Genomic DNA, 26,093 nt, shown 5'->3' with positions numbered 1-26,093 from the left:
CATCCTAAAACTCCGATCTCGTCATGGACCGCTTGGGGATGCGGTCGGTGATCCCTGTTTACCGACCCGCGGAAAATAGGGGAGTTAAGAGCCGTAAATAGCGCGTTTACAGCACCGCGAACGCTCCTCATGCGCGGGTATAGGTTGGCGGCCCGATGCGGTTCAGGTAGCCATGGCGACGCCATGGTTTGGAGTATCGTCGCTGGAATTCGTGTTCGAAGATTGCCGGGTTGATGCCGCACGTAAAATGCTCTGGCGCGGACCGGAGTTCGTGCCACTGGGGGACCGTGCCTACGCGATTTTGCTCGCTTTGCTGGAATCGCCTGGCGTCACTGTATCCAAGCGCGAGCTGTTTGAACGGGCATGGTCGAACCTGTCGGTCGACGAAGCGAACCTGCGTGTCCAAATCGCCAATCTGCGCAAGAAGCTCGGCGCGGCAGGGAAGAACATTATTTCTGAGCAGTCGCTTGGATATTCTTATTCCGGGGCGGTTCGCCGTATCGAAGGCCTCGAGGCAACGCCTGCGCAGAAACACTTCAGCGTGCGGCCGTCCTTGTCCCGGCCCGTGGGACGAGAGCCGGTCATAGCTTCGATCGAGCAGGCGCTCAATGATCATCGCCTCATCACGATCGTAGGCCCCGGCGGCATCGGGAAGACCACGCTTGCGCTTGAGATCGCGTCCCAGATTGATGGCGGGTTTCTCGACGGTGCTTGCCTTGCCGATCTTAGCCAGGCGTCCGGCCCCGCGGACGTAGCCGCAGCGGTCGCCACTGCGCTGGAGCGTCCCGTGCTTGGGGAGCCGCTGGCCGATGTTCTGGTCTTCCTGAAGATGCGGCGGATGTTGCTCGTCCTCGATTGTTGCGAGCGCGTGATCGACGATGCCGCCGAGCTTGCCGACACGGTGCTGGCGAATGCCCCCGGCGTCAGTATCGTGGCAACCAGCCGCGAAGCGCTGCGTGTCGCCGGCGAGTTTGTCGAAAACCTTGATGGGCTGGAGCTCGCGCCCGAAGGGCCAATTACTGCTTTCGTCGCGGCGCAATATGGTTCCATCGCCCTATTCGCGCGAACCGCCAAAGCTATGTCCTCGGCCTTCGAACTGACCGACGATAACGCACCCATCGTCGCCGACGTCTGTCGCCGCCTCGACGGTATGCCGCTTGCGATCGACCTTGCCGCAGGTTTGTCGAGTGCCTTGGGGCTTGAACAGATCCGCGACGGGATGGATGAGCGGGTCTCTGTCCTGACGCTTGGCAGGCGTGGTGGCCTCCCGCGCCATCGCACGCTCGATGCAGTGATTGCGTGGAGCTATGATAGCCTCGAGGAGATCGAAGCCCTCGTTCTGAGACGCCTGAGTGTCTTTGCCGCATGGTTTACGTTGGCAGACGCCCTGGCGGTGATCGCTTTTGACGAACTAAGCCAAGGCGCTGCGACGCTTGCAATCGTGTCGCTCTCACGCAAATCTCTTCTCAACGTCGATCTGAGCGCACAGCTGCCAGAATATCGGCTCTTGGAAACGACGCGCCATTTCGCCAACGCGCGGTTAGACAAGGATGAGCGGGCACGGGCCGCGGACACGTTTGCCCATCATGTCTTGGCTCGCCTCGTGGAGACGGATTGGGACAGCATGGATGTGGCAGCCGGACGACGCCTCGCGCTCGGGCTGGCGAAGGATGTCCGAGAGGCGCTCAGCTGGGCCTATGACACGGGCGCAGACGTCAGCCTGCCAATCCGCCTCACGATAGCGGCAGAGCGCGCCTGGGTCGAAATTAGTCTCTTCTTGGAGCAGCAGACGCGCATGCATCAAGCGCATGCTTGGCTGATAAAGCACGAGATCAAGGATTTGGAATTGCGAGCGGCCATCCTGACCGGGGTTGCGGCTGGCACGATGTACGATGCAAAGCGGACGCCGTTCGAGGCCGTAAATGATGCGATCGCGGCGACCCGAGCGGCGGGCGATCGCGCGCGGCTCAGTCGGGCGCTCATTTACGGCCATTTCTTCTATGAGTCCCGTCACGACGGCCGAGGGCTCCTTATCGCGGAGCAGCTGGTCGCCGAAGCGGCGCTGGATGACGCTTACTACGCCAGATCCTTCGCAGAAGTCCTGCTGGCTGTCTCGAAAACGCACCGCAACGAATGGGAGATCGCGCGCGCGCTTTTCAAAGGGGTCATAGACAGGACCGCACGCGATGTGCCGCGATCAATCGCAATCTACTATGGCAGCGAGATACTCCCGTTCGCGCTCGCAGGAATCGCGTTCATCGATGGATTGCAGGGTTTCACGCGCGAGAGCTACGCGCACGTCGACAAGGCACTTGCGCTGACCTTCGATCGCGGGCTTCCGCAGGGTCGTTTCCTGATCCTTTCCCGCGCCGCTTGCTTCCTGTCATTCGTGTCCAACGACTGGGACCGCGCGCGGGCCTATCTTGATATGCTGGAACAACCGGCCCGCGATTTCGCACCGTGGGCGTTTATGGCCAGCGCATTCCGAGGGTGGATCGCCTTTTCCGAGGGGCGCGTCGCCGAGGCCAGCGAGCTGCTTGAACGCTATTGCGGCGTGAACATTCCCTCCGGGACGATGTTCAGCGCCTTCCAAATCGCTTTGGCAGAGGTTCGGCTCACCCTTGGCGATGCGGATGGGGCGGCTGCTGCCGCGCAAAAGGTCTTTGATCGGCGCATTGTGGAGGCCGACGTCCAGGTGGTCGGACCGGCGTTGCGGGTGCGCGCGGATGCGCTGGCAGCCAGCGGCTTCGAGGCGCGCCTTGACGAAGCGACCGCGCTCTATCGCCAGGCTATCGAGAACGCGCGGCTCAACGCAGCGCTGGTATTCGAGATTCCAGCTGCCCTCGGTCTCGCCCGGTTGTTGGCGCGGAGGGGCGATCGCGAGGTCGCGTGCGAAATCCTTGAAGCTACGATATCCCGGGCGCCCGAAGCTCCTGGTCCCGTGCGCATGGAGGAAGTCAAAGGTCTCCTCCGCGACCTACGCCGTCCTACTAGGACTGTGGAGGCACCCCGCGCCTGAGTCGCCGTTCAAGGCCAAGACCGAACACAAGCGACACGCCCAAGGCAGGCAAAAGCGCCAGCAGAACCGTCTGTGGTGCGAAGCCGGCCTGTAGCAACTGCCCTGCGAGCACGGGGCCGAACACCGATCCAAGGCGTCCAGCCGCGATCATGCCGCCTATGCCGGATGCGCGGACGTTTACGGGGTAATGGATCGGGGCGAGCGAATAGGTGACCAGCAGTGCGCCAAGGATGAAAAAGTTGATCCCGGCTGCGAGGACGTAGATGCCGGCCCCGGCAGGTGCGATTGCGATACCGCTGAGACAAAGGCCGGCGCCGATATACCCAAGGGCATAAAGGGCGGCTGATGAACCACGGTCCATCATCACTCCCGCGACGATATTTCCGATGATGCCGCCCAAGGAAAAAGCAAGCATCACCTTGCTGGTTTGCGCTTCGCTTATGCCTTGACGAACAAGAAGGCTGGGCAGCCAATTCAGCGTTACGAAGACCACGATCGCCGTCGCAAATGCGATCGCCCAGATTAGAAGAGTTCCGCTCGTTCGGCCGTCAGCAAAGTAGGTTCGGACCAGAGATGACCGTCGTTTCGGTGCACTGAGTCGTGTTCCAGGATCGAAAATCGCAACTGGGAGATACGCAAGAACGAGCGGCATCACGAGCATCGGCCCGATGCCGCCGAACAGAAATAGCATACGCCAATCGGGGTGCGCGGCGACGAGTGCGGCCACGAAGCCTCCGATAGGACCACTGGCAAGCACTATCGAGATCGCAGTGGATCGGAAGGAGGAATGCGCTGAATCATTTGCCATTGCGATGAGGAGCGGCATCAGTCCGCCCATTCCAAGGCCGGTGCAGAGCCGGAAGGCGAATAGGCTGGTAAAGCTCCAGCTGAGTGCAGTGGCTATCGAGAACACCCCCATCAAAGCAATCGACGAGATCATGACGGATCGCCGCCCGCGAATATCCGCCAAGCGTCCTCCGATCAGCGCTCCGACCATCAAGCCTGCCATGCTTGCGCTTGCGCAGAGGCCGGATTGAGTGGGGTTGAGGTCGAGCGCTCTGGAAATCCGTGACAGCGTCATGCCCATCGAGGCGATATCCGTGCCCTCGAAAATGCCGAGAATAACTGCGAAAAAGAGTAGCCTGGGGGCCTTCAGTCGGGATGTGATAACCCCGGCAACGCCCGATCCTGTAAACATATTTGGCATCAGAAGGTCAGGCTGGCACGCACGCCGACACGGCGGCCATCGCCGGCAAGACTATAATCCGAGACCGGCAAACCTGCGATTTGCGGGGTTGTCTTCTCAATGTAGGATTCGACATAATGTTCTTGCAGCAGGTTGGTGGCGAAAATCGTTAGGTCGAGAGGACCTCGGCGGAGAGTGACGGACGCGTCGACCAGATAGTAGGATGTCAGAATTGTGGGCGTGGTTTGGTTCAGAGTGGCCGCTAATCGTGATCCTTTGCCGGTCACCCCAGCACTGAACACGATCTGGTTCGACTGGATAGGCAATGCATAGTCGGCACGTGCGTCGAACGCCCAGTCAGGCTGAAACGTAATGCGATCCGATGAAAGGGTGCGGGCGGTGGTCTCGCGATACTGCGTGTCGTCCGTGATACGGGCATGCGTTAGCGTCGTGCTGGCGCGGATCGTCCAGCGGCCGGTCGGGCGGAATGTCCCTTCAAGCTCAAAGCCGTAGCTATCGACATTACCCGTGTTGAGATCGACGGTGACCAAGCCTCCCCCGGCCGCGGGCGCCACGCTGCTTAGGCCAATATAGTCCCGGTAATCGCTATAGAAGAACGCGCCGGAGAGTGCGAAGCGCGCATCACGCGACAGAAGGCGACTTCCCAGCTCATAGGTCCAGGCGCTGTCTCCCTTGTAGCTTCGGGTCGGCGCCGTCGGCGCGTTAAACCCGCCGCCACGGTAGCCCCTCGCGACGGTCGCGTAGGTCATGAGCTCGTCAGTCCAGTGACGCGTCAGGGATACGCGCGGTTCAATCTGGTCCGTTTTGATATTAGCGGGGGGGAGGGGACCGCCGGATACCCCAGTGCTTCTTTGAGTCATGACGGAACCCCGCGCGACACGATCTTCATGGTCGTAGCGAAGGCCTGCGGAGGCTTCCCAGTCGGCATTGATTTTCAAAAAGATAGTGCTGAAGGCCGCATAAGTGTCGCCGGAGTTACGTGCGCGGGTCGTGCGAACTGACCCGTTGATCTTGATATTGTCGATCGTGTTGGAGGCTGCGGTTTCGTGGCTGTAAAACAGCCCGAACAGCGCGCTGATCCGATCGCTCCATTTGCTGTCGAGCCGCATCTCGAGAGACTCAGTGCGCAGTTGATCGGTGCTAGTGGTGCGGATGAGGTCAGACGGACTGAAATCATTGTCGATGTCGGGCAGATTGCCATCGCGCAGGTCATAAGACCCGATGAACGTCAGTGAACCGCTGACCGCATCGATCGGCGTTTCCAGCTTCGCATTGACCCCACGGTAGCGATAGAAGGCTTTGTTTGACGCATTGAATTGAGTCCCAAACCTGTAATCTGTCGGACCCAAGACCTGTGAATAGGGACGGTTTACCCCAACGGTCCAGTCGTAATAGCCATTCAGGGTCAGAACGGCGTCGCCCGCGCCGGGCGCGATCCGGACGGTGGCGCTCAAGGCATCAGTGTTGAGCGCGTTGGTAGGCGCTTTGGTGTTAAGGTCATATTGGAAGCCTTCATGCTGGCGATGCGAATAGGCCAAGCGAGCCGTAATCTGCCCCGGAACGATCGGCCCCGATATGCTCCCGGCGGTCGTCCATGCGTCGTCGGGGCCGGCATAGCTACTTGAGATCGAGGCATGCAGCTCGTCAGTCGGCGCGCGCGTGATAACGTTGATCGCTCCGCCAAGCGTATTCTTTCCGTAGAGGGTCCCCTGCGGCCCGCGCAGCACTTCGATGCGCTCAACATCGACCAGCGGATTGTTGAGGTAGGCTGTGTTCTGCCGGTAGACGCCATCAATGAAGAGCCCGACGCCAGGCTGGACCGAGGTAACGGTGGTGACCCCTACGCCGCGAATGGCGATGAACACACGGCCGACGCCATCGCTGCTGATATTCAACCCGGGCGCAAGCTGAGCGACATCCTTGATCGACTGGAGGTTGCGTGCCGTTAGGGTTGATCCGGATACGGCAGTGATGGCGACCGGGACGTTGAGCAGGCTTTCCTGACGTTTGCGCGCGGTAACCACGATTTCACTGTGCGCCGGCTCTTCGATTCTCAGCGTATCGGTGCGCTGGGTCTGAGCAAGCGCCGGAATGGAGGCAAACGCGACGCCGCCGGCTGCAATCTTGCATGCGTGCCGCACTCGGACGAGGTCGCCGACACATAGCGAAGGGAGCGAGCCGACGAGGAAGTTGGAGGGTCGTTTAGCCGCTCTTGCGATGATCTGCCTTAAAGCCCCCATGAGCGCTTCCTATGGTAGTTGCTCCGGGAACGAACCTCATACGCGGGTATAGGTCGTCATGGTTATGCAGCTCGATGCGGTCGCGTGGCGCGCCATCGCCGAAACGGACGAGGGTGGTGGCGAGCCTGTCTTTGCCACCGCTTAAAACCACGAAGAAACGCGGGGAGGCGGCGAGGTGGAGGAGGGCGGCCTCGTTCATGCCGCTTCACGGACGGTCTCATCGGATTGCTCGTCGCCAGCCAACCCCGTTGCCCGGAGAAGAAAGCCCGTGGCGGCTTCCGCTTTTGCGGCAGCAGTCATAACCGCACGGCTGTCGCGCTTCAGCACGCGCAGCCATGACGCAATATAGCTGGCATGATCGTCCAAATGCGCGGTCGGGAGACCGAGATCGGCTCCGAGAAGGGCGGACGTCATCTCGGCGCACAGCTCCTCAAACGCATAGGCGTCATCGCCAAATTTTTTGCCGAATTCGCGGTTCAGGCGATCGGGATGCCCCGTCCAGTGGCCAGCCTCATGAGCGAGCGTCGACGCCCAATAGGCCTGGGTCGTAAACAGCTCGGTCGGCGGTATGGTAATGCTGTCGGCGATCCGGTCGTAGAAGGCGCGATCGCCATGAACCTGGACCGTGGCGGGCAGAGCGCGAATGAAGCGGTCGGCACGCTCGGGGAGGACATCACCCGGCGCGACCAGCGCCACACGGCTTGGATAATAATCCTCGGGCAGGCCTTCGATCTGGTCTACGTTGAAGACCGCATAGTTGCGCAGCATCGCACGGACCTCATCGGTCACCGCGCCCGTCACCGGCGATGCGACCTCCTTGGTGTATGTCTTGTAGAAGATGGCGAACTGCGAGCGTTCGCCCTGCCGGACCTGGCCGCCCAGGGCTTGGGCCTGTCTGTAAGTCATCCACGTGCGCGCGCTGTAGCCGGCGCTTTCAGCAACCAGCCATAGCCAGAAGCAGTTGATCCCCCGATAGGGCTCGCCCGTTACGCGCAGCGGACGGCCGCCGAGCCCCGGCCGCCATGGCTTCACCCAGGGGCGAACGCCGGCTTCGAGCTTGTCGATGATGGCGTTGGTGATGATATCGGCCGGTGAGGGCTTGTCGGTGGTCTTGGCCACGATCAGTCTCCTTTAGAGTGAGAGGCGAACCCGCGTTGGGCGGATCACAAAAAGAGGGGCGGCACTCCGAAGAGCACCGCCCCAAGTCGCCTCGAACTTCAGGTCCGTCGTCAGGCCGCTTCGCTCAAATCCTCGTCACCAGCATCACCATCGATGGGTTCGCGCGCATCCTCATCGACAAGTTCCTCGTCGATGATGTCGAGATCATCCTCATCGTCACCCTCAAGGAAGGTCGAACGGGTCGGATGACGCTCGGGCTTCTCGACGGCGTCGAAGCGCATCGCGTCCGGAAGCCACGCGCTCGCTTTCTCGCGGATCTCGGCTTCGACGATGCCTTGGCCGTTGCAGAGCGACGCGCAGGTCGCGGCAAGGTCGCTCTTCTTGGCGTCCTTGTAGCGACCTCTCAGTATCGGTCCGCCGATGTCCTCCAGCGCATCGAGCATCACATCCTTCTTCACGCGTCCGAAGAAGTTTGCTGCGGTCGGGCGCCACCATTGCGCCACCTCGATGCCGAGAACCCGACCGAGATGATCATGGAAACCGTTGAGCCGGCCCCCATCCGCGACGTTCAAGGTCGGCTCGAGGGTCTGGGCGACCACGAACGCGACCCAGGCGCCTCGTGCGTCGTCGTCGAGCGCGCGGAAGCCGTCGAACCGCGCGGTCATGGTGTCAAAGCCTGCCCAGCTGGTGTCGAGCGCTTGGCGCTGGTCCTCGATCGTCTGCGACGCGAGCGATCCCTCATCGCGGAAGGCGAAGATCGGGAATTGCGACGGAGACGCCTTCAGGGTGGAATGGTCGCGCACGTAGTTATTCGCGAAGACCATGTTCTGCGCCATCAGGAAGATGGTGAGGTCAAGCGCCGTAGCGGGATCGCTTGCGAGATGGGCCACTAGGATCTGGCGCCGCTGGGTTGCCAGCTCGTCGACCAACGTCGCGCTAAGCTTCGCGCCCTGCTCGACCGAGCCCTCGCTCTCATCCTCACCCGGTCCTGCGACGATCGGCGCGTTGGGATCGACCACCGGCTTCTCGCTGAACATCCGGGTATGGACGCGCACCTCGCCGTCGCCGCCGATATAGACGAAAGTGCCGAGTTGAGCGCGGATTTCAGGGTCGACGGTCCTGCGCGACGCATCGAGCTCGTCGAGCTCTCGCTCGATGGCCTCGAGACGGTCGTTGGCAGCCTCAGCTTCATCGGTGCCGTCGGAGAGCACGGTTTCAAGCTGTTCGACGAGGCTGTCATTCTCCGCTGCCAGTTCGTCGACGCGAACCTTCTCCTCCTCGGTCAGCGGACGCGCGGTCGGGTGGAATTCGTGCAGCTGGCGTTCGGTATCATAAGGGACGTGGGTCGCCGCGATCGGCATAACGAAGGCCAGACCCTGTCTCGCGGTAAGCTCAGCCGCCGCTTCCTCGAGCTTCTTGGCCGCCAGATCCTCGAGGAGCTCGACATCGATCCAGTTCTCATCGCCCTCGTTGGCGAACAGGTCACCTTCGATCCGGCCACCAGCGGCGACATAGGCGTCTCGCCCGACGAACCGGGCCTTGGCATCGTTAGCCTTGACCGTGCCGTTCAAAATGGCCCGGCGGATATTGTCCGGCTGATTGCCATAATATGCCGACTTCATCTGCTCGAAGACCCGAGCCTGCCGGTCGGTGTCGCCCGTCACGGCATAGGCCTGGGCGACGCCGAGGCTGATTTCGCCGGCGGCAAGCGCCTGGAAAATCGACGGCGCAAGTTCAGCGAGCCGAACACGCTGCTCGACGAAGCGGGTCGTGACGCCGAACCGCTTGGCGACATCCTCGGCGGATGACCCCTTGTCGATGAAATGGTTGAAGGCGGTCGCTTCATCTGCGGGGTTCATCGGCAGCCGGCCAAAATTCTCCGCGAGACTGGCCTCGGTGCTGTCAGCGTCGTCTGCCAGCACCAGCGCCGGCACCTCATGGTCGGCCGGCAACACGCCCGTTGCGATCAGGTGCTGGAGCGCGCGAAGCCGCCGTCCGCCGGCCTTCACGGTGAAGTGGCCGTTCTTTTTGAGCGGCGTGACGACAAGATTCTGCAGAAGGCCATGGGCTGCGATCGTCGCTGCGAAAGACTCGATATCGAGGTCGCGGTTGCTCTTGCGAACATTGTCCTTGGAAAGGGACAGGTTCTTCACTTTGACGGATTGGATCATCGGATTTCTCCGTTGGAGAGACGAGCGCCAGCGTGTCGCGCTCGAGACCTGCTCATCAGGTCCACCAAGGCGAAGCCTCCTCCCCTCTCTCGGCGGGGCGTCTCAGCTTGACGGTGCCGCGCGCCGCGCACCGAGGCAGGAAACCTCAGTCCACGAGCGCGTCGGCCAACCGGGAATAATCCGGGTGCAGCCCGTCAGCAGTCGGCACGCTGGCAAGATCGAGGCGATCGTCCCGGAAGCGCAACGCGACCTGCGCGACCACCGCCGCGGCCCGCCGATGATAGGGGAGAAGCCAGATTACCCTGCCCACGGACAGAGACGCGCGAATCCGCGTGATCTGTTCAGCCAGGCGCGGATTGTCCGGGTCGTTCGAGCCGAGCGAGATTATCGCGGTGTCGTAATGTCGGAGGGGAAAAGACCAGGATGTCGCCGTTCGTGCGGAGGCGCCAACGCGCGCGACGACATCACAAGACAGGCCGTGGCGAGCACGCACATATGCGGCGGCGCCAACATCGATACTGTCCCCCAGGAAGAGGCAAGCGAATGCGGCGGCAATCATGCTGGCTGGGCCTTTCGGGCCGCGACGCTGCGCAGGTGTGATTGCCGCCGCACGGGTCAGCCCGCCAAGGCCCCGAGAATCTCCGCGGCGCGCGCGGGCGGCAGGAACAGCCGCGTACGATATGCGATGATCTCGGAGAAGCAGCCGAGCGCCTTCAATTCCGACAGGCGGGTGGACGGCCAGTCGATGAGTTCGAGCCGCTGCTCCCCGGCGACAAGGCTCCGCTTGAGCTGATACCCACCGACGGGTTCGACCGCGCCGGTGTCGAGCACGTGCCGAACGATATCGGCCGGCGCCACCTCGATAGCCCCTGCGACGCCGAACGCACTGCTGATCTTTGAGACGAGCGGCGTCGGAATGAGGCGACCGAGAAGCGATTGACCGTCCTCGGTGGTCAGACGCCAGACTTGGACATGATCCTCTGGGAGCTTGCCCCAGACCGGAAGCAATAGCCCGGTGACGAGGTAGATCGTCTCGACGCGTGTGCGGTGTCGGAGCTCCTCGACCTCTTGGTCCCAGAGCGTGGCAAACTCTTCAGCGCTGGCATCCTCCCACTGCGTTTCGAGGAAAAGATCCTGGCGATGCCGTTCGGTGCGTCCAGGCCGGACGAGTTCCCACCGTTTGATCATCTGTCCGTCCTCGTCGGTAAGAGAGTGCGTGGCGCCGCAGATCGCCGCTTTTCCCGACTTCCGGTTGACGACGCGGCGGCTCTCGCCATCCTGGAGAAGCCATTCGACGCGCTCGCGGCCGACCGGACGGTAGCGTTGCTCGGTCTCCAGCCGAAGGATCTCGGTGACCGCACCGCTGACGGGATCCCGCCTTATGCAAGTACGATCAAGGATCGTGATCCGCTCGGCATCAATGGTCTCGACCCCCAGATCGAGCGTGCCAGCCTCGCGCGCCGCCTCGACGCGGGCCTCGATCAGACCGAGATATTCGTCGAAGATCGCATTCTGCAGACTAATCCGCAGGGCGAGGATCCGGTTAAGCCATCGCTGGATCGGCGGAAGTTCCTCAACCAGGCCACCGCCTTCACCCTCAAGGTTCAATCCGGTCAGTGATTGAAAATCGCGGAAGTTGGTCGAGGCGAGCTTCCCGGCAATGAGCAGGCGGAACCAGGTGACGAGCGAGTCCTTGGCGTAGTCGGACTCGAGATTGTCGCGCGGGTCGAACAGCCCTTGTCCGCCCGTCTGGCGCTGGCCGCGGGTGAGAGCGCCCAGACTGTCGAGACGGCGTGCAATCGTCGAGATGAAGCGCCGCTCACCCCGGCAGTCGGTCGACACGGGCCGGAACAGGGGCGCGGAAGCCTGGTGCGTGCGATGGGTGCGTCCCAGCCCCTGGATTGCCGCGTCGGCGCGCCAACCGGGTTCGAGCAGATAGTGGATACGCCGCGACTTGTTCTCGACCGCGAGGCTGGCGTGATAGCTGCGTCCCGTGCCGCCGGCGTCCGAAAAGATCAGGATCCGCTTGGCGCCACGCATAAACGCGTCGGTTTCGGCCAGATTGCTGCGCGGCGATCGACTTTCGAGCCGCTGCCCCCCTCGTCCATCCGCCACGATGCGACGTGAGCGGCCGGTGACCTCCGCGACCTGATCGGTTCCGAAATGGCTGATGATATGATCGAGCGCCGAGCCGACGACGGGGAGGGCGCAGAGCTCCTCAAGAAGCTCGTCCCGCATCCGCATCGCCTCCTGGCAATGGACAGGACGCCCGTCCTCATCGATCATCGGCTCGGACCGCACATTCCCGGAATCGTCGGTGAAAGTCCGCATCTGTCGGGTCGGGAAGGCTGCCTTCAGATAATCCATCAGGAACTCGCGGGGGGATAGTTCAATGTCGAGATTGGCTCTGGCCTCGGCATCAAGACCGGCCAGCGTCCGATCGAGCATCGCTTCGGCGGTGGAGACGAGCTGGATTACGACGCTGTCGCCGCGCACCAGATCGGCCCGCATGGCCGGGATCAGCGATGGCAGCTTCAGCGAGATGAGCAGCTGCGCGAAAAATCGCTGCTTTGTTGACTCGAAGATCGAAATGGCGGCCGCTTTGGCTCCACCATTATAGGTCGATCTGCTAAAGCTGTCGGTGATCCGGGTCGCGTCGAGCGCTGCCTGAAGGTTGCGATGTATGATGCCCCAGGCATCGGCATAGGCATCATAAATCCCGATCTGGTCGGGTGTCAGCTGATGCTCGAGAATATCATATTCGACGCCGGCAAAGCTGAGGGCGCGTGCCGCATAGAGGCCTTGCGCCTTCAGGTCGCGCGCGATGAGTTCCATGGCGGCGATACCGCCACGGCGCAGGCTTTCGACGAAATCACGACGATCGGCAAACGCGGTCCCAGGCCCCCACAGGCCAAGTCGTGTGGCATAAGCGAGATTGTTGACGTCGGAGGCGCCGGTCGCCGAGACGTAGAGCACGCGAGCCCGCGGGAGCAGGTTTTGCAGCCGCACGCCGGCAATGCCCTGTTCTGAACCTTTGGACGTACCGAAGCGACCCTCGCCTCCGGCGACGCCGGCCATCTCGTGTGCTTCGTCGAAGACCAGCATGCCCTCGTAATCGTCACCTAGCCAGTCGATGAGCTGGCGAAGGCGTGTACCCTTGTCGCCGCGGTTCGAGCGTAGCGTGGCGTAGGTGAGGAAGAGCACCCCTTCGGAGGCACCGATCGGGGTGCCCAGTTTCCACTGGTTGAGGTGCTGAATGTCGAGCGCGAGGCCACCCACAGCGGCCCAATCGCGCCGAGCATCTTCGAGCAACGTCTCGGTCTTGGAGATCCAGACGTGCTTGCGACGACCGCGAAGCCACTGGTCGAGAAGGATCGCCGCAACCTGGCGGCCTTTGCCGGCTCCCGTGCCGTCCCCAAGAAAGAAGCCCGTCCTGACACCGTTTCCGGTCTCATCAGGCGTGAGTGTCAGCCCCTCGTCCTTGGTCAGGAAGCGGCCGGGCAGATCGCGCTCGAAGGCGCCGCCGGCATAGACGACCGTTTCGACCTGAGCGTCGGACAAGATGTGGTCGGCGAGCAGGCGCGATGGCAGGAGCGGTGCATAGCCGGCCTTGGGTGCGGCAATCGATCCCATGGCGATGGATTCGACCAGTGCGGTCGGATGGGACTGCGCCGCTGCCAGCACGATGCGACTCGGGCGGTAAGGCAGATATAGGCCGGACGGGACACCGACAGGCACGGGGTCGTCCAGGCTCTCGAACATGACAGGTTCGGCGAATGTAGCCGCACAGGTTGATCGCGAGGCGGCAGGACGGATGAGAGTGCGACGCGCTTGGCCGAGCAAGGACGAGGCGCGAGGGACAGTGCGCGTAGGCCTGGGCACAATGACGGCGGGTGTCGGCGCCTCCGCACCCTCGCAGGCTGCCAGCGCAAGCTCGAGCGTCGCGCAGTGCGAAAGGCGGGCCATCGCCGCGCCATCGCCTTTTCGAAGCAGCACCAACTGAACAGGTTGTGACGTACCATGTCGCGCATAGGCACTAGCCGGGAGTTCGACCTGCGCCGCGAGCGTGGAACCGGCAGTCGCCTGCTTCCAATCCGACGACTGCGTGTCGACGCGGGTGGGCAGTATCGCAACGCATCGTCCACCTTTCCGCAGCCGCATAAGGGCTGCGCGCAGATGGCGAAGGCCGGCGACACCATCGTAACCACGCCCCTCGCTGCGCGAAAACGGCGGATTGATCAGCACGACATCGGGGACGGCGTCGACCGGCAACAGATCGTCGATCAACTCGGCATCATGACCGAAGATTTGCGCGTCGGGATAGGCCGAGGCTAGCATCGCTCGGCGCCAGGGGTCGATCTCGTTAAGGATCAGGGAAGCGCCGGCCCGCTGCGCGAAGATGGCCAAGAGGCCGGTTCCGGCGGACGGTTCGAGCAGCACCTCGCCCGACCGGATGTTTGCGAGACGTGTGGCGATGAAGCCCAGCGACGCCGGCGTCGAAAATTGCTGCAGTTCGACCTGTTTTTCACTGCGCACGCTGTGGGTCGGCAAGCGAGAGCTCAGCGAATTCACGACCGCAAGACAGGCCGTCGCCGCACCGGGAAGTGCGGCGCTGGTGAGATGTAGCACTTGGCCGAGCTCGAGCACGTCATAGGCATCGCGCAGGGACCAGCTTCCGCTCGCAGGGCTCGCGCGGAACGCGGCCGTCATCGTCCGGATCAGCTGCTTGCGATCGATCGGAAGGTTGGTTGCGATCAAACGGGCGATCTCCTGCGCAGCAGCGATGGCCGGGTCGGGAAGGTCGAGATTCAAGGTAGGAACAGCGTTTGAAGAGGGCATTGGAGAGCTCCTTGGTAAAACCCCGATGATCGTCACCGGGCACCCCGCCGGAGGCCTCCTCTCCTCTCGCTATCGCTCTCGGTCGTACGGGGGACTGCTCCTTTCGGGAGGTTTCGGTGCAGCGCGCACTTCAGCCGGGCGCAGGCTTTTCCCGCGTTCGACATGAGCTTTGAGAACCGCTGTTCCTGCCGCCAGGACGCGCGCTGCCGCTGCCGGATCACTCCCCAACGCGCCCTGCACCACAGCCGCCATCAGCTGACGATGCGCGGCGATTGTACGAGGGGCGCCCGCAATCTCACGTTCGCGATCAGCCTCTTTGATCGCGCCGAGGATGACATCACGCATGGGTCGATGGTCGGTGGTCTGCATGCCGGTGATCGAGGCTGCGATCCACTTGCCGGGATCAATCCTGGCGATGGAGAGGTCATGCCCCGCGTCGCGCGCAAGATGGTGGAGGTGCGCGCGCATTGTTCGGCCATTGCCCTCGCGGAAAGGATGAATCGCGTTGAGTTCGACCAGATGTTCGCCCACTCTGTCCGCGAAGACCGGGGCAGATTGCCCCTTGAGGGGTCCCTTTACAGCCAGATCATCGAAGCGCCGCGCGAGCTCCCTTTCGATGAAGGATGCCCGCGCAAAGAAGGCGCCGGGCTTCGACATATCGACGGTACGGTTCTCGCCAGCCCAAACATAAACATCCTGAAAGATGTGGCGGTGAAGCTGTCGATAGCCTTCCGCGGATGCTGGTAGTTGAAGCTTACCAGCCTCCATCATCCGCTCGACCGTGAGACGATACTCTGCCTTCTTCAGTGTTGCGGGGTCGGTGATCCCGAGCTTGTTTCGAAGCGCCGTACCCCCAGGAACGCTGTAAGGATCGGCCACGGCCGGACCTTCTAGCGCGTGCCGTAGAGTTCGCTGACGAAGCGGCGCGACAGATCAACGCGGAGGGCCGTGGGGACACGCTCCTCGAAAAGCATGTCCGAAAATGCCGCGTCGACCATGTCCGCTTCCAGCCCTTCAATAGCGGAAGAGGCGGCAGCTTCTGCCTGCGCGTGGCGCATTTCGGCCAGTTCGGGTTCGCTTGCAGGGGTGTAGGCAATTCCGCGAACGATCGCGCGATATTGCTCGACCAGTTCGAAGCTCACACCCATTCTCCTTCTGCGATCGGGCGCATGGCGGCCCGGGGAACGACATTGTGCGCAAAGCGCTCGCGGAGCGCATCATTCCAGTCGTCCTGCGAACTTGGCACCCATTCCTCGACGCGTCGACGATTTGACGACAGATGGTCCCGAGCGCGCGCCAGGCAATTGCGCGCTGCTGCATTGCGCTGGCCGAACACGATAACGCGTCGCACGTGAGACGGGATGCTGACGTGAGCATAGCGTTCGGCACCGAGGACCGCCCAGACTGGCATGTCGAACCATTCGAGCGCTGACAGCGCATCCTCGATCCCTTCAGCCAGTCCAAGATCCGTCCCCGGTTCCCCGAAGCGAACACTGCCGGTGCCGAGAAAGCCGAGCGCGAGCTTGGGCTTGCGAAAAGGGCGCCGGAGTATGTCGCTCGGGTCAAGGAAGGTCCGATGGACCGCGACAAGGCCGAGTTCATTGCGAACGGCCGCAATCATCGCGGGAAGCATGCGGCGGTCTTTGCCCTTCCCGATCACGGTCTGCGCGTTGAAGCGCAATTCCGGGCTGGGCGTAAAAAGTGAGCGTGCATGGAGATACGCCTCAGCCGGGGTGCCTTTCAGGGCGACGCTTTTCTGCCACAGAGTCCGCGCAAGCGAGCTCAGGTCGCGGGTGGGTGCCGTAGCCTCGACGCGAAGGGGCGCACGATCGTGCAGGCCCTGGCGATCTAGCGCCTTGAGAATATCGGTTGAACTGCACCCTGCGAAACACTTGAACAGGATCGCTCTAGTGCCGAGGCGGACAGATAGGCTCGGCGAATGATCATCATGCGCAGGGCAGCGGCACTCGCCGCGCGTGCCAGTCCAACGCCCTCCCAGATTCTCGACGATCTGCTTAGCGCGAACTGAGGCTTCGATAGTGATCGTCATGGTCTGCTTTCCAAGGGAACGACGGACGATCCATGAGGTGTGGGATGAGACATAGGGCGCTCCTTCTCATGGGTCAGGCTCGTGCCCCCACCGCCCTCTCTCCTCTCCGCGCGCGTGGCTGGTGGCGCGGTGTGTCGTCATGTTGGTCGGCTGCGGTCTTTGCGGACAGCACGCCAAATTCCTCGACTATGCGATCGGTTGCGTAGTGGGTTTCGCCATCCTTTTCATAAGAGACGTCTCGAAGTCTGCCGGCAACACGTACGAGATCGCCAACATGCACCCTGTCCGTGATGTATTTACGCTGGCCATCGGCGAAGACGACGACGCGGTTCCAGTAGCTGTCCTCAAGCCACTCATCGCCATCCCCACGCCGCCTGTAATTGGCGCATACCGAGACGTTGGTGACCTTGGTTTTGGCGTCGATATCGCCGACACGGCCGATGATCTCGAACTTTGCGAAGTTGATCATAGCTCCTCCTATCTGGAGGTCGGCCGACAAAGGACGGGGCGAGCATCGCGCACTCTCCCCGACGAGTACCCAAGTGCCGGGCCACCTCGCATGGGATTGGCCTTTGAGCATAGGTCAGGGTTCCCCCTCTACCTATCCCCCCAGTTAGAGGGACAACCAGCGGTCAGAGAGATTGTAGTTTAACTCTCCGACTCACCGATTTTGACCCAAAGAATCATTCCATAAAGACGCCGCTGCTCGCAGCGGAAGGATTCATGATTCATAAGATTCTAATTCGAACGCAGAAAATCGTTTAAACACAGTGGGGTATTGCGTTTCACCTGACCTTGCGGGGGAGTTTGGCTGACCTCTCGGGGGCGGTTTCCTGCCCTCGTGGGGGAGTTTCCCTGACCGCTTGGGGCTTTCCTGACCGCTTGGGGGAGATCCAAATCTCGGTGCCAAACGCGCGGAGAGCTACCGAATTGAATCGCTTCAGCACGGAAAACCGTGCGTCCGGAAGAGTTTTGGTACTCGCCATTGCGACTCGGAGGAAACCCGGGCTTTTCGCGATCAGAACAGTCATCGCTATCCTGACCGTTTGGGGGCGAAACCCCGGTACCTTCCTGACCTGACTTGACGATGGAGGTCAGGTCAGGCACCAATCACGCTCCGAATCCCGAGTCTGATCGTTATTATGCATGGAAGCCGACAATAGCGATAGCATTGCAGTAGTCGAAGAGACGGCCGAGGATACGCTTCCGGGCCGCGCGATGCGTGTGGCCGCTGCCTTGCGGGCAAAAGGCGGTGATCAGTTTGCAAAGCCGGGCAGTATTATCGAGGTCAAATTCGTCAAAGGCGAGTCCCTCAGCCTTACAGCTTCTCGTTTGTTGGCGTTGATGATCCTCACTGCCGGTGGTGATGCTTGGGAAGACAAGCCACATCGTATGCGCAAGGCAGACATCCGCCGCGGGCATAAGGGCAATGAGCGGATCACCGACATGCTTCAGGAACTTCACCGAACGCTCTTTGCGGTCGACGATCGGTCTTGGCGCGGCAAGAAGGCCACCACACTTTTCTCTTTGATATCTAGGTCGAGAGAGGAGACCGAGGAGGAAGGCGAAGCCGGGTGGATCGAATGGGAGTTCACAACTGATGCTCGCAAACTCATCCAGGCGTCCGAAACTTACGCCGTCCTCAACCGACAAGCAGTTCTGGGATTTCGGTCGAACTACGCGCTCAAGCTTTACGAGCTAGGAGCTCTTAGGCTGCACCGGCGCCAGGCGACCTGGAAAGGGGACATGACCGCGCTTCGTGCAGCCCTTGGCATTCCGCCGGATGTCTATGGCGATTTCGCGCAATTGAGGCGTAAGGTGCTGGAGAAGGCAAAGGCAGAGATTGACCAGCTCGCACACTTCCGCGTCGAATGGCGGGAAATCCGTCAAGGGCGCACAGTCACCGAGCTTGAGTTTCGGTTCGAGCCGAAGGATGCGCCCGAGCTGATCGCGACAGTTGACGAATTGGAGCGGCATTCCAGCGGTCGCAAGCCGCGACGGGATGGCACTGTAGAAACAGTGCGCGATGCCGCAGGGGCACTTACCACCCCCGGAGCGACGGTGGCAAAGGCAAAGCCTGGCGAACTCACATTCCCCACTGGCACAATCCGGTTCGGGTCGGAGGAGTTGGCTACCATCGCCAGACGCGAGGGCGGTGGCTGGGATATCGACTTGATCGCGGCTGGATTCCGACAGCAGATGGGGGATCGGCTCGAGAAGGTTCGAGGAGCGAAGTTGATCAAGGCTTGGACTGGTTTTTGCGAAGGTTGGGTGACCCGCAGGGGGCGCGCATAAGCGAAAATTGCACGCGTGCAATTTTCTGGGTCCCCCATAGAGTCAGGATGGCGTCGGAAACCAATCTTTAGGGCGCCGAATCGACTATCAGCTTTCGAAATTGAGCAAATTATTGACAAAAAACCGCAAGTGAGAGAACCATAGCCCAAATTTCAAAAGGTGGGCTTGTGTCATCATCATTAGATATCGAGGGTGCGCAGGATCTTGTCTCCGTCGCCACCCTCGCGTCTCGCGCTTCCTCGGTGCTCGAGAAGCTCAGGGACTCTGCGCGTTCTGCGCGTGCGGACGATCGGCGGGAACCGACTTTCACCATCACGAAGGCCGCTGAGCTGGTGGGGAGAACGGCAGCTGCGATTCGCGATGCCGAAAAGGATGGTCGGCTTCCAGAGCCAATCCGAGGTGAGAATAATAGACGCGAGAGGTACACCCTGGCGCAGATCAACGATATGCGCGGTGTATTCGGCACCAGACCATATCGCTCCGCTGACGATCCCTGCTGCGTGGTCGCCGTCCAGAACTTCAAAGGTGGTGTCGGCAAGTCCACGGTTGCGGTCCATCTCGCCCAGTATCTCGCGATCCGCGGCTATCGCGTCGCGTTGATCGATTGCGACAGCCAAGCGTCTGCAACCACGCTCTTCGGATACGTTCCGGATCTGGACCTGTCCGAGGAGGACACGCTTTATCCGTTTCTTCGACAAGAGGAGAGGACCTCGCTCGAGTATGCGCTCAGGAAGACGCACTTCGATGGCCTGGAATTGATCCCCGCAAACTTGCGGCTGTTCAATTCGGAATATGAGCTCGCGGCCCGTATGGCGCGCGGCAGTGGCGAGTTGCTCGACCGCCTGCGGATCGGCATCGACAGCATCTCTGATCGCTTCGATGTCATCGTGATGGATCCGCCCCCTGCTCTCGGCGCTATCTCGCTTTCCGTTTTGCGCGCCGCAAACGCGCTCATCGTTCCGGTCCCTCCAACCGTCATGGATTTCTCCTCGACGGCTGCATTCCTATCAATGCTCGACGAGACCATTGAACAGCTTACCGAGCGTGGCCTCGCGCCTGAGCTCCAATTCCTCCGGTTCGTCGGTTCGAAGGTCGATGAGAACAAGTCGATGCAGAAGGAACTGCTGAACCTGATGCGGACGCTGTTCGGTCATGCGATGATCAGAACACCGCTCAAGGATTCCGCCGAGATCGACAATGCGACGGCGCGACTGATGACGGTTTACGAGCTGGACGGCCCTGCTACGAGCTCGCAGGTGCGCAACCGTTGTCTCGCTTATCTGGACGGCGTGAACCAGGAGATCGAAGTCGATGTGCGTTCCATGTGGCCGAGCCATCGGGCGCGTCTGAGGCAGGAGGCACTGGCATGAGAGGCGAAAATTGCACGCGTGCAATTTCCAGAAAAGGGAGGGTCGTATGAGCGGCAAGAATACTGGTTTCGCTGCCGATCTCGCGGCCGGTCTGGATCTCACTGGAGAGGCTGCGCCAAGACGGAGCGGCATCGCCACGAACGTCCTGACCGGGCGTAGCAACCGCATTGCGGAATTGGCGTCGGGTGCCGTCGTTACGCGAACGCAGGAGCTCGTCGATCCGGCAAGGTGCCGCATGTGGTCAGGTCATAATCGTGAATATGGTCTGTTGAACGAGCAGCGATGCGCGGACCTTATTGAGAGCATCAAGGCGCAAGGTCGTCAGGAGATGCCCGCTATCGTGCGTCGGCTCGCGGGCGATCCGACCTACGATTTCGAAGTGATCTGTGGCGCTCGGCGTCATTGGACGATCAGCTGGCTGCGGGCCCACAACTATCCAGATTTCAAGTTTCTCGTCGATATCCGGGAAATCGGAGACGAGGAGGCATTCCGTCTAGCAGACATCGAGAACCGTGCTCGCGACGATCTTACAGATCTTGAACGGGCGAGGGACTATCTGCGGGCACTTGATGCCTATTACGGCGGCCGCCAGAGAACGATGGCAGAGCGGATCAACGTGACCGAAAGTTGGCTCACGCGGTATCTCGATCTCGCGCGACTGCCCGACGCGCTGATGAAGGCTTTTCCTGAGCCGCAGGGGTTGACAATCCGCAACGTGATGGCGCTCAAGCCTCTGTTGAAACCCGAAGAGAAGCGTGCGCGGGTTTTCAAGGAAGCGGGTCTGCTGGCCAAGCGGCAGGCTGACGAAGGTCAGTCCATGCCAATCCTTGATGTCATCAAGGCATTGGCACTTGCCGGGGACCCCCCCAAGAAGTCAGGATCCCCCAAGAGGTCAGGAAGCCCAGCCACAGTTTCGTCCGCAGCTGGGAAGGCAATGCTCAGGATTGAGGGGGCAGATAGAAAGGGCATTCGCCTCACGCTTCTGCCAAGAGGCGGGGCGACGCGGGAGGAAGTCGAACAGGCACTGCGGGACGTCCTTGATCAGCACTGGGGCTGATCTGCTGGTCTAAAGCCGCCGAGAGACTCTATTCCACAGGGGCTCGGCTGTCGTCATCCACTGGCGCTGAGATGCCAAGCCGGGATAGCGTTGCATCGAGGTCAGCCATCTCGGCATCGAACCTGAGAAGGGCGGGATCAAGCGGCTCGAGCCGTTGGCGAAGCTCGATTGGTCGGCCTACAGGACGTTTTGCTAGGCCAAAGGCGTACGCCAGATCCTTGACGATATAAGTTCGCCACGCCTGGCGGCCGCTGATCTCGATGACGAGTTCCCTATCAGCCGCTCGTGTGAGAAGCTTCCCCGCGCCGGAGATGCTGATGCCGAGCCGGACCGCTGCGAAGCGTGGGCTGATAACTGGTCGGTATTGCAAAAGAGCAAGGAGAGGTCCGAGCTTGCCAGGACGAAGTGATTCTCTCGTGGTCATTACGGACAGAACTCTGTGCTCCTCCATCGCTGCTAGGCGTTGCAGGCCAGCCTCTGCGGCAGCGGTCATGAGCCGAAAGTATCGGGTAATATTGGCGTCTGCATCGCGCGGAGAGTAGCGCAGAGCTTTATCGGCGTGCACCAGGCAGGGGAGGGGTGTCGACGTGGCACCCATGGACTGTAGAAGGTGTGGGAAAGCTAGCCAGGGTGCGATTGAAGGGTCAGCGCGTGCATGCCGGCTCAGTATCTCGAGTGATCGCAGCAGAGCCGATCGGTTATTCCAATCATCCGCTGTGACGGTCGAAAACGGCGCGTCATCCCGCCAATGGCGCTCGGTGCGGTCGCGCAGGAAGGCCTGCCAGCCCGCAAGTCCGGAAGCGTCATAACCTCGTGTGGCAGGAGCCTGGCGACCCGGGATTGAGACCCCACAGGATTGCCCGAAAATATCGATTTCTTCGATTTCGACACTTTGACCACGCAGGGCTGAGGCATATCCAGTCCAACTTGCGCGTTCGAACCACGCCTTGGCTACAGGACTGACGGATACTCTGGCGTCGAGGCGAGCAATCGCGCTGGCAGACTGCTCAAGCGCTCGAGCCAACTTGCCTGTCCAATTGGGGGAAGAAAGATCGGATAGCGGTCGCATACAGGTCAATAGTATCCCTAAATACGCAGTTCGGTCTAGCACTGTGTAGGGTTGATGACCCAGCATGTGATAATTGCACTTATCACATAAGCGGTATTGACCCGTCCTTATAGATTGCTTTACGGCTTCAGGCCGATGGCGCGGGCGGAGACGCATGGAACGAACAGTGTTTTGGTCTTGGCAGAGCGACCTTGATGCGCGGGTGACACGCGACCTGATCCGCTCCGCCCTCGACCAGGCGATCGGCATGATCGCCGCCGATCTCGACGAGGCCGATCGGCCGAGCCTGACCTCGGACACGCAGGGCATTTCCGGCACGCCCGACATCGTCGCCACCATCCTGCGTAAAATCGACGAGGCAGCGGTGTTCGTCGGCGACGTGACACCGATCGCCGTCTCGGCCAGCGGCAAGGCCTGCGCCAACCCTAATGTGCTGATCGAGCTTGGCTACGCCAACAGGGCACTCACCGAGCATCGCGTCCTGCAGGTCTGGAACACGGCCTTCGAAGGCGCGACGCTCGAGCAGCTGCCCTTCGACATGAGGGGCCGGCGCGGGCCGATCGCCTTCAACTTACCCGTAGGCGCGGAGCGCGAGGATCTGCGGAAGGTGCGCGCCGATCTTGCGAAGCGCCTTGCCGATCATCTGCGCCTTGCGCTCGACCAGCTCCCGCCGCCACCGCCCGAGGCCGTTCACTGGCAACCACACTTCGAGGGCGATCCGGACCTCTGGTTCGATCGCAACGAGCCCCAGATCGTCACCCATCCGAGCCACGGATCGAGCAAGTATCGCTGGAAGGACCATTTCCCCGGCTATGCGCGGCTTATCCCCTCCAAATGGGAGGCAAAGCCGGGCGCCAAGCAATCGCTGGCGAGCGGGCAGGGGCATCCGGACCTGATGGCCGACGCGCGCTCGATCAGCCACGGCACAAGCCGGGGCGGGACGGCGATCTATTGGCCTCAGCAGGAGAAGGATGGCGTGGCCGAGACCGTCGCGGTGACGCAGTGGTTCGAAAAGACCGGGGAGTTCTGGGGCGTCGCTGGCGGCTTTCTCTTCGAGCGGGAAGAGCGGCGCACGCTGTCGACGGGCTACTTCTTTCGCCACTGGCTCGATTTCCTGGAGCGCAATACGAAGCTCGCCCTTCTGCATGGCGGCTCCCTGCCGATCCATGTGAGGATGGGCGTAAACGGCCTTGCGGACTCCTGGTGGCCGCTCGGTCCCTTCGGCTTTCGCGACGATGGTTTCGCTGCGGTCGAGCCATCTTACGAATATGCGACGACGCTGACCGCGATCGATCGTGAGGCGCTGCAGCAGGTCGCCGTCGATGCGTTCAACGGGTTGGCGGCTGTCTACGGCCAGGACCCCTATACGCTCGAGGATATCCTCGAGATGGCGAACCGCTGATCGATGAGCGATCAGCTACTCGACACGCCTGCGCCGATTGCAGCAGGCCAGATGCCTGGTACGGCGCTCCCCCCGGTCGATCTCGCCTGGACCGTAGTTCAGATGCAGGTGGGGCAGCGGATCACAGTCGATGAAGCGCTTATCGCGGCATATCAGGCCGCATCATCGCCCCACAGCATCCGAGCGCTCAAATCAGACCTCGAAGCCTTCGATCTCTGGTGTCGACGGTCGCGACGGACGGCGCTGCCGGCGACGCCGGAGACAATTGCCGACTATCTCGATAACCGCGCCGCGAAGGGTAGCAGGCCGGCATCGCTCGGGCGCTACAAAGCATCGATCGCCAAGATCCACCAGCTGCTCGATCTCAAGGACCCGACACAGGCGCCCCTGGTAAAGCTGCGTCTTGCCGCGATCCGCCGGGACAAGGGCACTGCGCAGAAACAGGCGCGCCCGCTCCGGTTCAAGGGGCCGGTTCGTGACATAGAGCGCGATCGTCCGCGCGGCCTGAATCTCCGTGCGCTGCTCGAGAGCTGCCCGGACGATCTTCCAGGCCTTCGCGACCGTGCCTTGTTATCGACAGCATATGACACGGGGCTGCGCGCCTCCGAACTGGTTGGGATAGCCGTTGAGCATATCGAAGAGGCGATCGACCCCGACGCGCGGCTGCTTCAGATCTCGCGGCATAAGGGCGATCAGGAAGGGGAGGGGGCGACCGCCTTTCTCAGCCCTCGCAGCGTTTCGGCGATCGCCGCCTGGCGCGAAGCGGCACGGATTGACACAGGGCCCCTGTTTCGGCGGGTTCAGGTACGGCGCTACAAGGCACGATCCGCCGTGAAGGGGCGCTCGATCGACAGCATTTCGGGTCGGGAGAAATGGGACCTGCGCAAGACATTACCCAAGCCGGCAGTGCCCGCGCGCATCGAATATGATGTGGGCGCTAATGCTCTCCACCCCGGCTCGGTCGGGCCGATCTATCGAACGATGATCCAACGGGCCTTCAAGTGTGGCGCGCTACCCGATCTCTCCGCCGAAGACCTGGCGCGGCTGCTCAAGGGGATCAGTGCGCACTCGACGCGCATCGGGCTCAATCAGGACCTTTTTGCAAGCGGAGAGGACTTGGCCGGGATCATGGACGCGCTTCGGTGGAAGAGCCCGCGGATGCCACTTGCCTATAACCGGAACATGGCGGCCGAAGCCGGCGCCGTCGGCCGGCTCGCGAAAAGGCTCGAATGATGAGCAGGGCGCCTTGGACGACCGTCCAAGAAGCGCTCCTGGCTCAGCGCCCGGGGGTGCGGATTTCGTTGTCAGAAGGATGGAACGACGATAGAACGGACAACGACTTGGGGGCAGTCGATCAAAGCGCGTCTTCCGAGCGTTGCCACAACAGACAGCGCGAGATGAGTGCATGAGAAATCATAGAACAGGCGATCTGCGGTGACAAAGGCCACCCACCTTGTCGCGTTGCTGCAAAGTCACATCGACGGCGATGAAGAGCAGTTCCTGACGGTTGCCATGCAGGCTGCCGCAAACGAGGCGCGGCTCGGCCATAGCAAGGTCGCCCAGCAACTGCGCGACATGGTCGATGATGCCCGTGCCCGCGGTAAGGCCAAGGCGCGCGCGCGCGCCGTCCCGATGGTGCAGCCACGCGGCGAACTGGCGAACCTGGTCGCGGCCAAATATGTCGATACGCGTCTCTCGAGCATGGTGCTTCCCGAGACGCTGCGCGATCGGCTGCAGCGCGTGATCGTCGAGCAGCGGCAGGCGCATCGTCTGCGCCAGCACGGCCTGCAGCCGCGCCGCAAGCTGCTGCTCATCGGCCCGCCTGGCGCGGGCAAGACGATGACGGCGGCCGCCATCGCCGGCGAGCTGAAGCTGCCCCTGTTTTCGGTCCTCCTCGACGGGCTGCTGACCAAATTCATGGGCGAAACCGCCTCCAAGCTTCGCGCGGTGTTCTCGGCGATGACCGAGACCCGAGGCGTTTATTTCTTCGATGAGTTCGACGCGATCGGTGCCCGCCGCAGCGAGCGCAACGACGTGGGTGAGATCCGCCGCGTTCTCAACTCCTTCCTGCAGTTCCTCGAAGAGGATGACAGCGAGGGACTGATCGTCGCGGCGACCAACCATCCTGAGCTGCTTGATCCTGCGCTTTTCCGGCGCTTCGACGACGTGATCGAATATGCCCTCCCGGACGCGGTTGTCGCCCGAGCGATCCTGGAGGGCCGGCTGTCGGCCTTCGACACGGCCTCGGTCTCATG

At 61.8% G+C, this 26,093-nt stretch carries 17 protein-coding genes; 7 read left to right on the top strand and 10 right to left on the bottom strand.

Annotation, left to right across the window (positions count from 1 at the left end):
* Positions 1 to 172: 172 nt before the first annotated feature.
* Complete coding sequence (locus tag BMY84_RS19575) at positions 173 to 3,019, top strand: ATP-binding protein (RefSeq protein ID WP_093085897.1); 2,847 nt, start codon at positions 173 to 175, stop codon at positions 3,017 to 3,019.
* Here the strand turns inward: BMY84_RS19575 and BMY84_RS19570 are convergent.
* From BMY84_RS19570 to BMY84_RS19525, 10 genes are all read right to left on the bottom strand, one after another.
* Positions 2,991 to 4,226, bottom strand: coding sequence for an MFS transporter (locus BMY84_RS19570; protein ID WP_093085895.1), 1,236 nt, complete (start codon positions 4,224 to 4,226; stop codon positions 2,991 to 2,993). The genes BMY84_RS19575 and BMY84_RS19570 overlap by 29 nt on opposite strands.
* On the bottom strand, positions 4,226 to 6,466 hold the full coding sequence (locus tag BMY84_RS19565; protein ID WP_093085894.1) for a TonB-dependent receptor: 2,241 nt from the start codon (positions 6,464 to 6,466) through the stop codon (positions 4,226 to 4,228). The genes BMY84_RS19570 and BMY84_RS19565 overlap by 1 nt, the downstream gene beginning before the upstream one ends.
* Before the next feature lie 195 nt (positions 6,467 to 6,661).
* A complete protein-coding gene (locus BMY84_RS19560) occupies positions 6,662 to 7,585 on the bottom strand; it encodes an ArdC family protein (RefSeq protein ID WP_093085892.1) in 924 nt (307 codons plus the stop codon).
* Positions 7,586 to 7,695: 110 nt separating this feature from the next.
* Positions 7,696 to 9,756 (bottom strand): ParB/RepB/Spo0J family partition protein, encoded by a 2,061-nt coding sequence (locus BMY84_RS19555; RefSeq protein WP_093085891.1) that lies wholly within the window; start codon positions 9,754 to 9,756, stop codon positions 7,696 to 7,698.
* Positions 9,757 to 9,901: 145 nt separating this feature from the next.
* On the bottom strand, positions 9,902 to 10,315 hold the full coding sequence (locus tag BMY84_RS19550) for a hypothetical protein (protein WP_093085889.1): 414 nt from the start codon (positions 10,313 to 10,315) through the stop codon (positions 9,902 to 9,904).
* Positions 10,316 to 10,371: 56 nt separating this feature from the next.
* Entirely contained in the window at positions 10,372 to 14,595 is a 4,224-nt protein-coding gene (locus BMY84_RS19545) for a strawberry notch-like NTP hydrolase domain-containing protein (protein WP_093085888.1), read from the bottom strand.
* Between the two features lie 69 nt (positions 14,596 to 14,664).
* Positions 14,665 to 15,474, bottom strand: a complete 810-nt coding sequence (locus tag BMY84_RS19540; RefSeq protein WP_093085887.1) for a Fic/DOC family protein — start codon at positions 15,472 to 15,474, stop codon at positions 14,665 to 14,667.
* Positions 15,475 to 15,485: 11 nt separating this feature from the next.
* A complete protein-coding gene (locus BMY84_RS19535) occupies positions 15,486 to 15,737 on the bottom strand; it encodes a hypothetical protein (protein WP_143075097.1) in 252 nt (83 codons plus the stop codon).
* Positions 15,734 to 16,645, bottom strand: coding sequence for a DUF7146 domain-containing protein (locus tag BMY84_RS19530; protein ID WP_093085884.1), 912 nt, complete (start codon positions 16,643 to 16,645; stop codon positions 15,734 to 15,736). The genes BMY84_RS19535 and BMY84_RS19530 overlap by 4 nt, the downstream gene beginning before the upstream one ends.
* A gap of 73 nt (positions 16,646 to 16,718) precedes the next feature.
* Positions 16,719 to 17,114, bottom strand: coding sequence for a single-stranded DNA-binding protein (locus tag BMY84_RS19525; RefSeq protein ID WP_093085882.1), 396 nt, complete (start codon positions 17,112 to 17,114; stop codon positions 16,719 to 16,721).
* Between the two features lie 749 nt (positions 17,115 to 17,863).
* On the opposite strand from BMY84_RS19525, the gene BMY84_RS19520 reads away from it, so the two are divergent.
* From BMY84_RS19520 to BMY84_RS19490, 6 genes are all read left to right on the top strand, one after another.
* Positions 17,864 to 18,940 carry a replication initiation protein gene (locus tag BMY84_RS19520; RefSeq protein ID WP_093086071.1) on the top strand — a complete coding sequence of 359 codons (1,077 nt, stop codon included), beginning with the start codon at positions 17,864 to 17,866 and terminating at the stop codon, positions 18,938 to 18,940.
* Positions 18,941 to 19,107: 167 nt separating this feature from the next.
* Positions 19,108 to 20,310 carry an AAA family ATPase gene (locus BMY84_RS19515; RefSeq protein ID WP_093085881.1) on the top strand — a complete coding sequence of 401 codons (1,203 nt, stop codon included), beginning with the start codon at positions 19,108 to 19,110 and terminating at the stop codon, positions 20,308 to 20,310.
* 46 nt (positions 20,311 to 20,356) lie between these two features.
* Positions 20,357 to 21,367 (top strand): ParB/RepB/Spo0J family partition protein, encoded by a 1,011-nt coding sequence (locus BMY84_RS19510; RefSeq protein ID WP_093085879.1) that lies wholly within the window; start codon positions 20,357 to 20,359, stop codon positions 21,365 to 21,367.
* Between the two features lie 1,223 nt (positions 21,368 to 22,590).
* Positions 22,591 to 23,838, top strand: a complete 1,248-nt coding sequence (locus BMY84_RS19500; protein WP_143075096.1) for a hypothetical protein — start codon at positions 22,591 to 22,593, stop codon at positions 23,836 to 23,838.
* Between the two features lie 51 nt (positions 23,839 to 23,889).
* On the top strand, positions 23,890 to 25,071 hold the full coding sequence (locus BMY84_RS19495; protein WP_093086069.1) for a tyrosine-type recombinase/integrase: 1,182 nt from the start codon (positions 23,890 to 23,892) through the stop codon (positions 25,069 to 25,071).
* A 201-nt stretch (positions 25,072 to 25,272) separates the two neighbouring features.
* Positions 25,273 to 26,093: AAA family ATPase (locus BMY84_RS19490; RefSeq protein ID WP_177204087.1), on the top strand; the 821-nt coding region annotated here is incomplete at its 3' end.

Source organism: Sphingobium sp. AP50, from assembly GCF_900109095.1.
Classification (GTDB): domain Bacteria; phylum Pseudomonadota; class Alphaproteobacteria; order Sphingomonadales; family Sphingomonadaceae; genus Sphingobium.
Note: the sequence above shows the minus strand (reverse complement) of the source record. Positions and strands in the feature narration are given on the sequence as shown.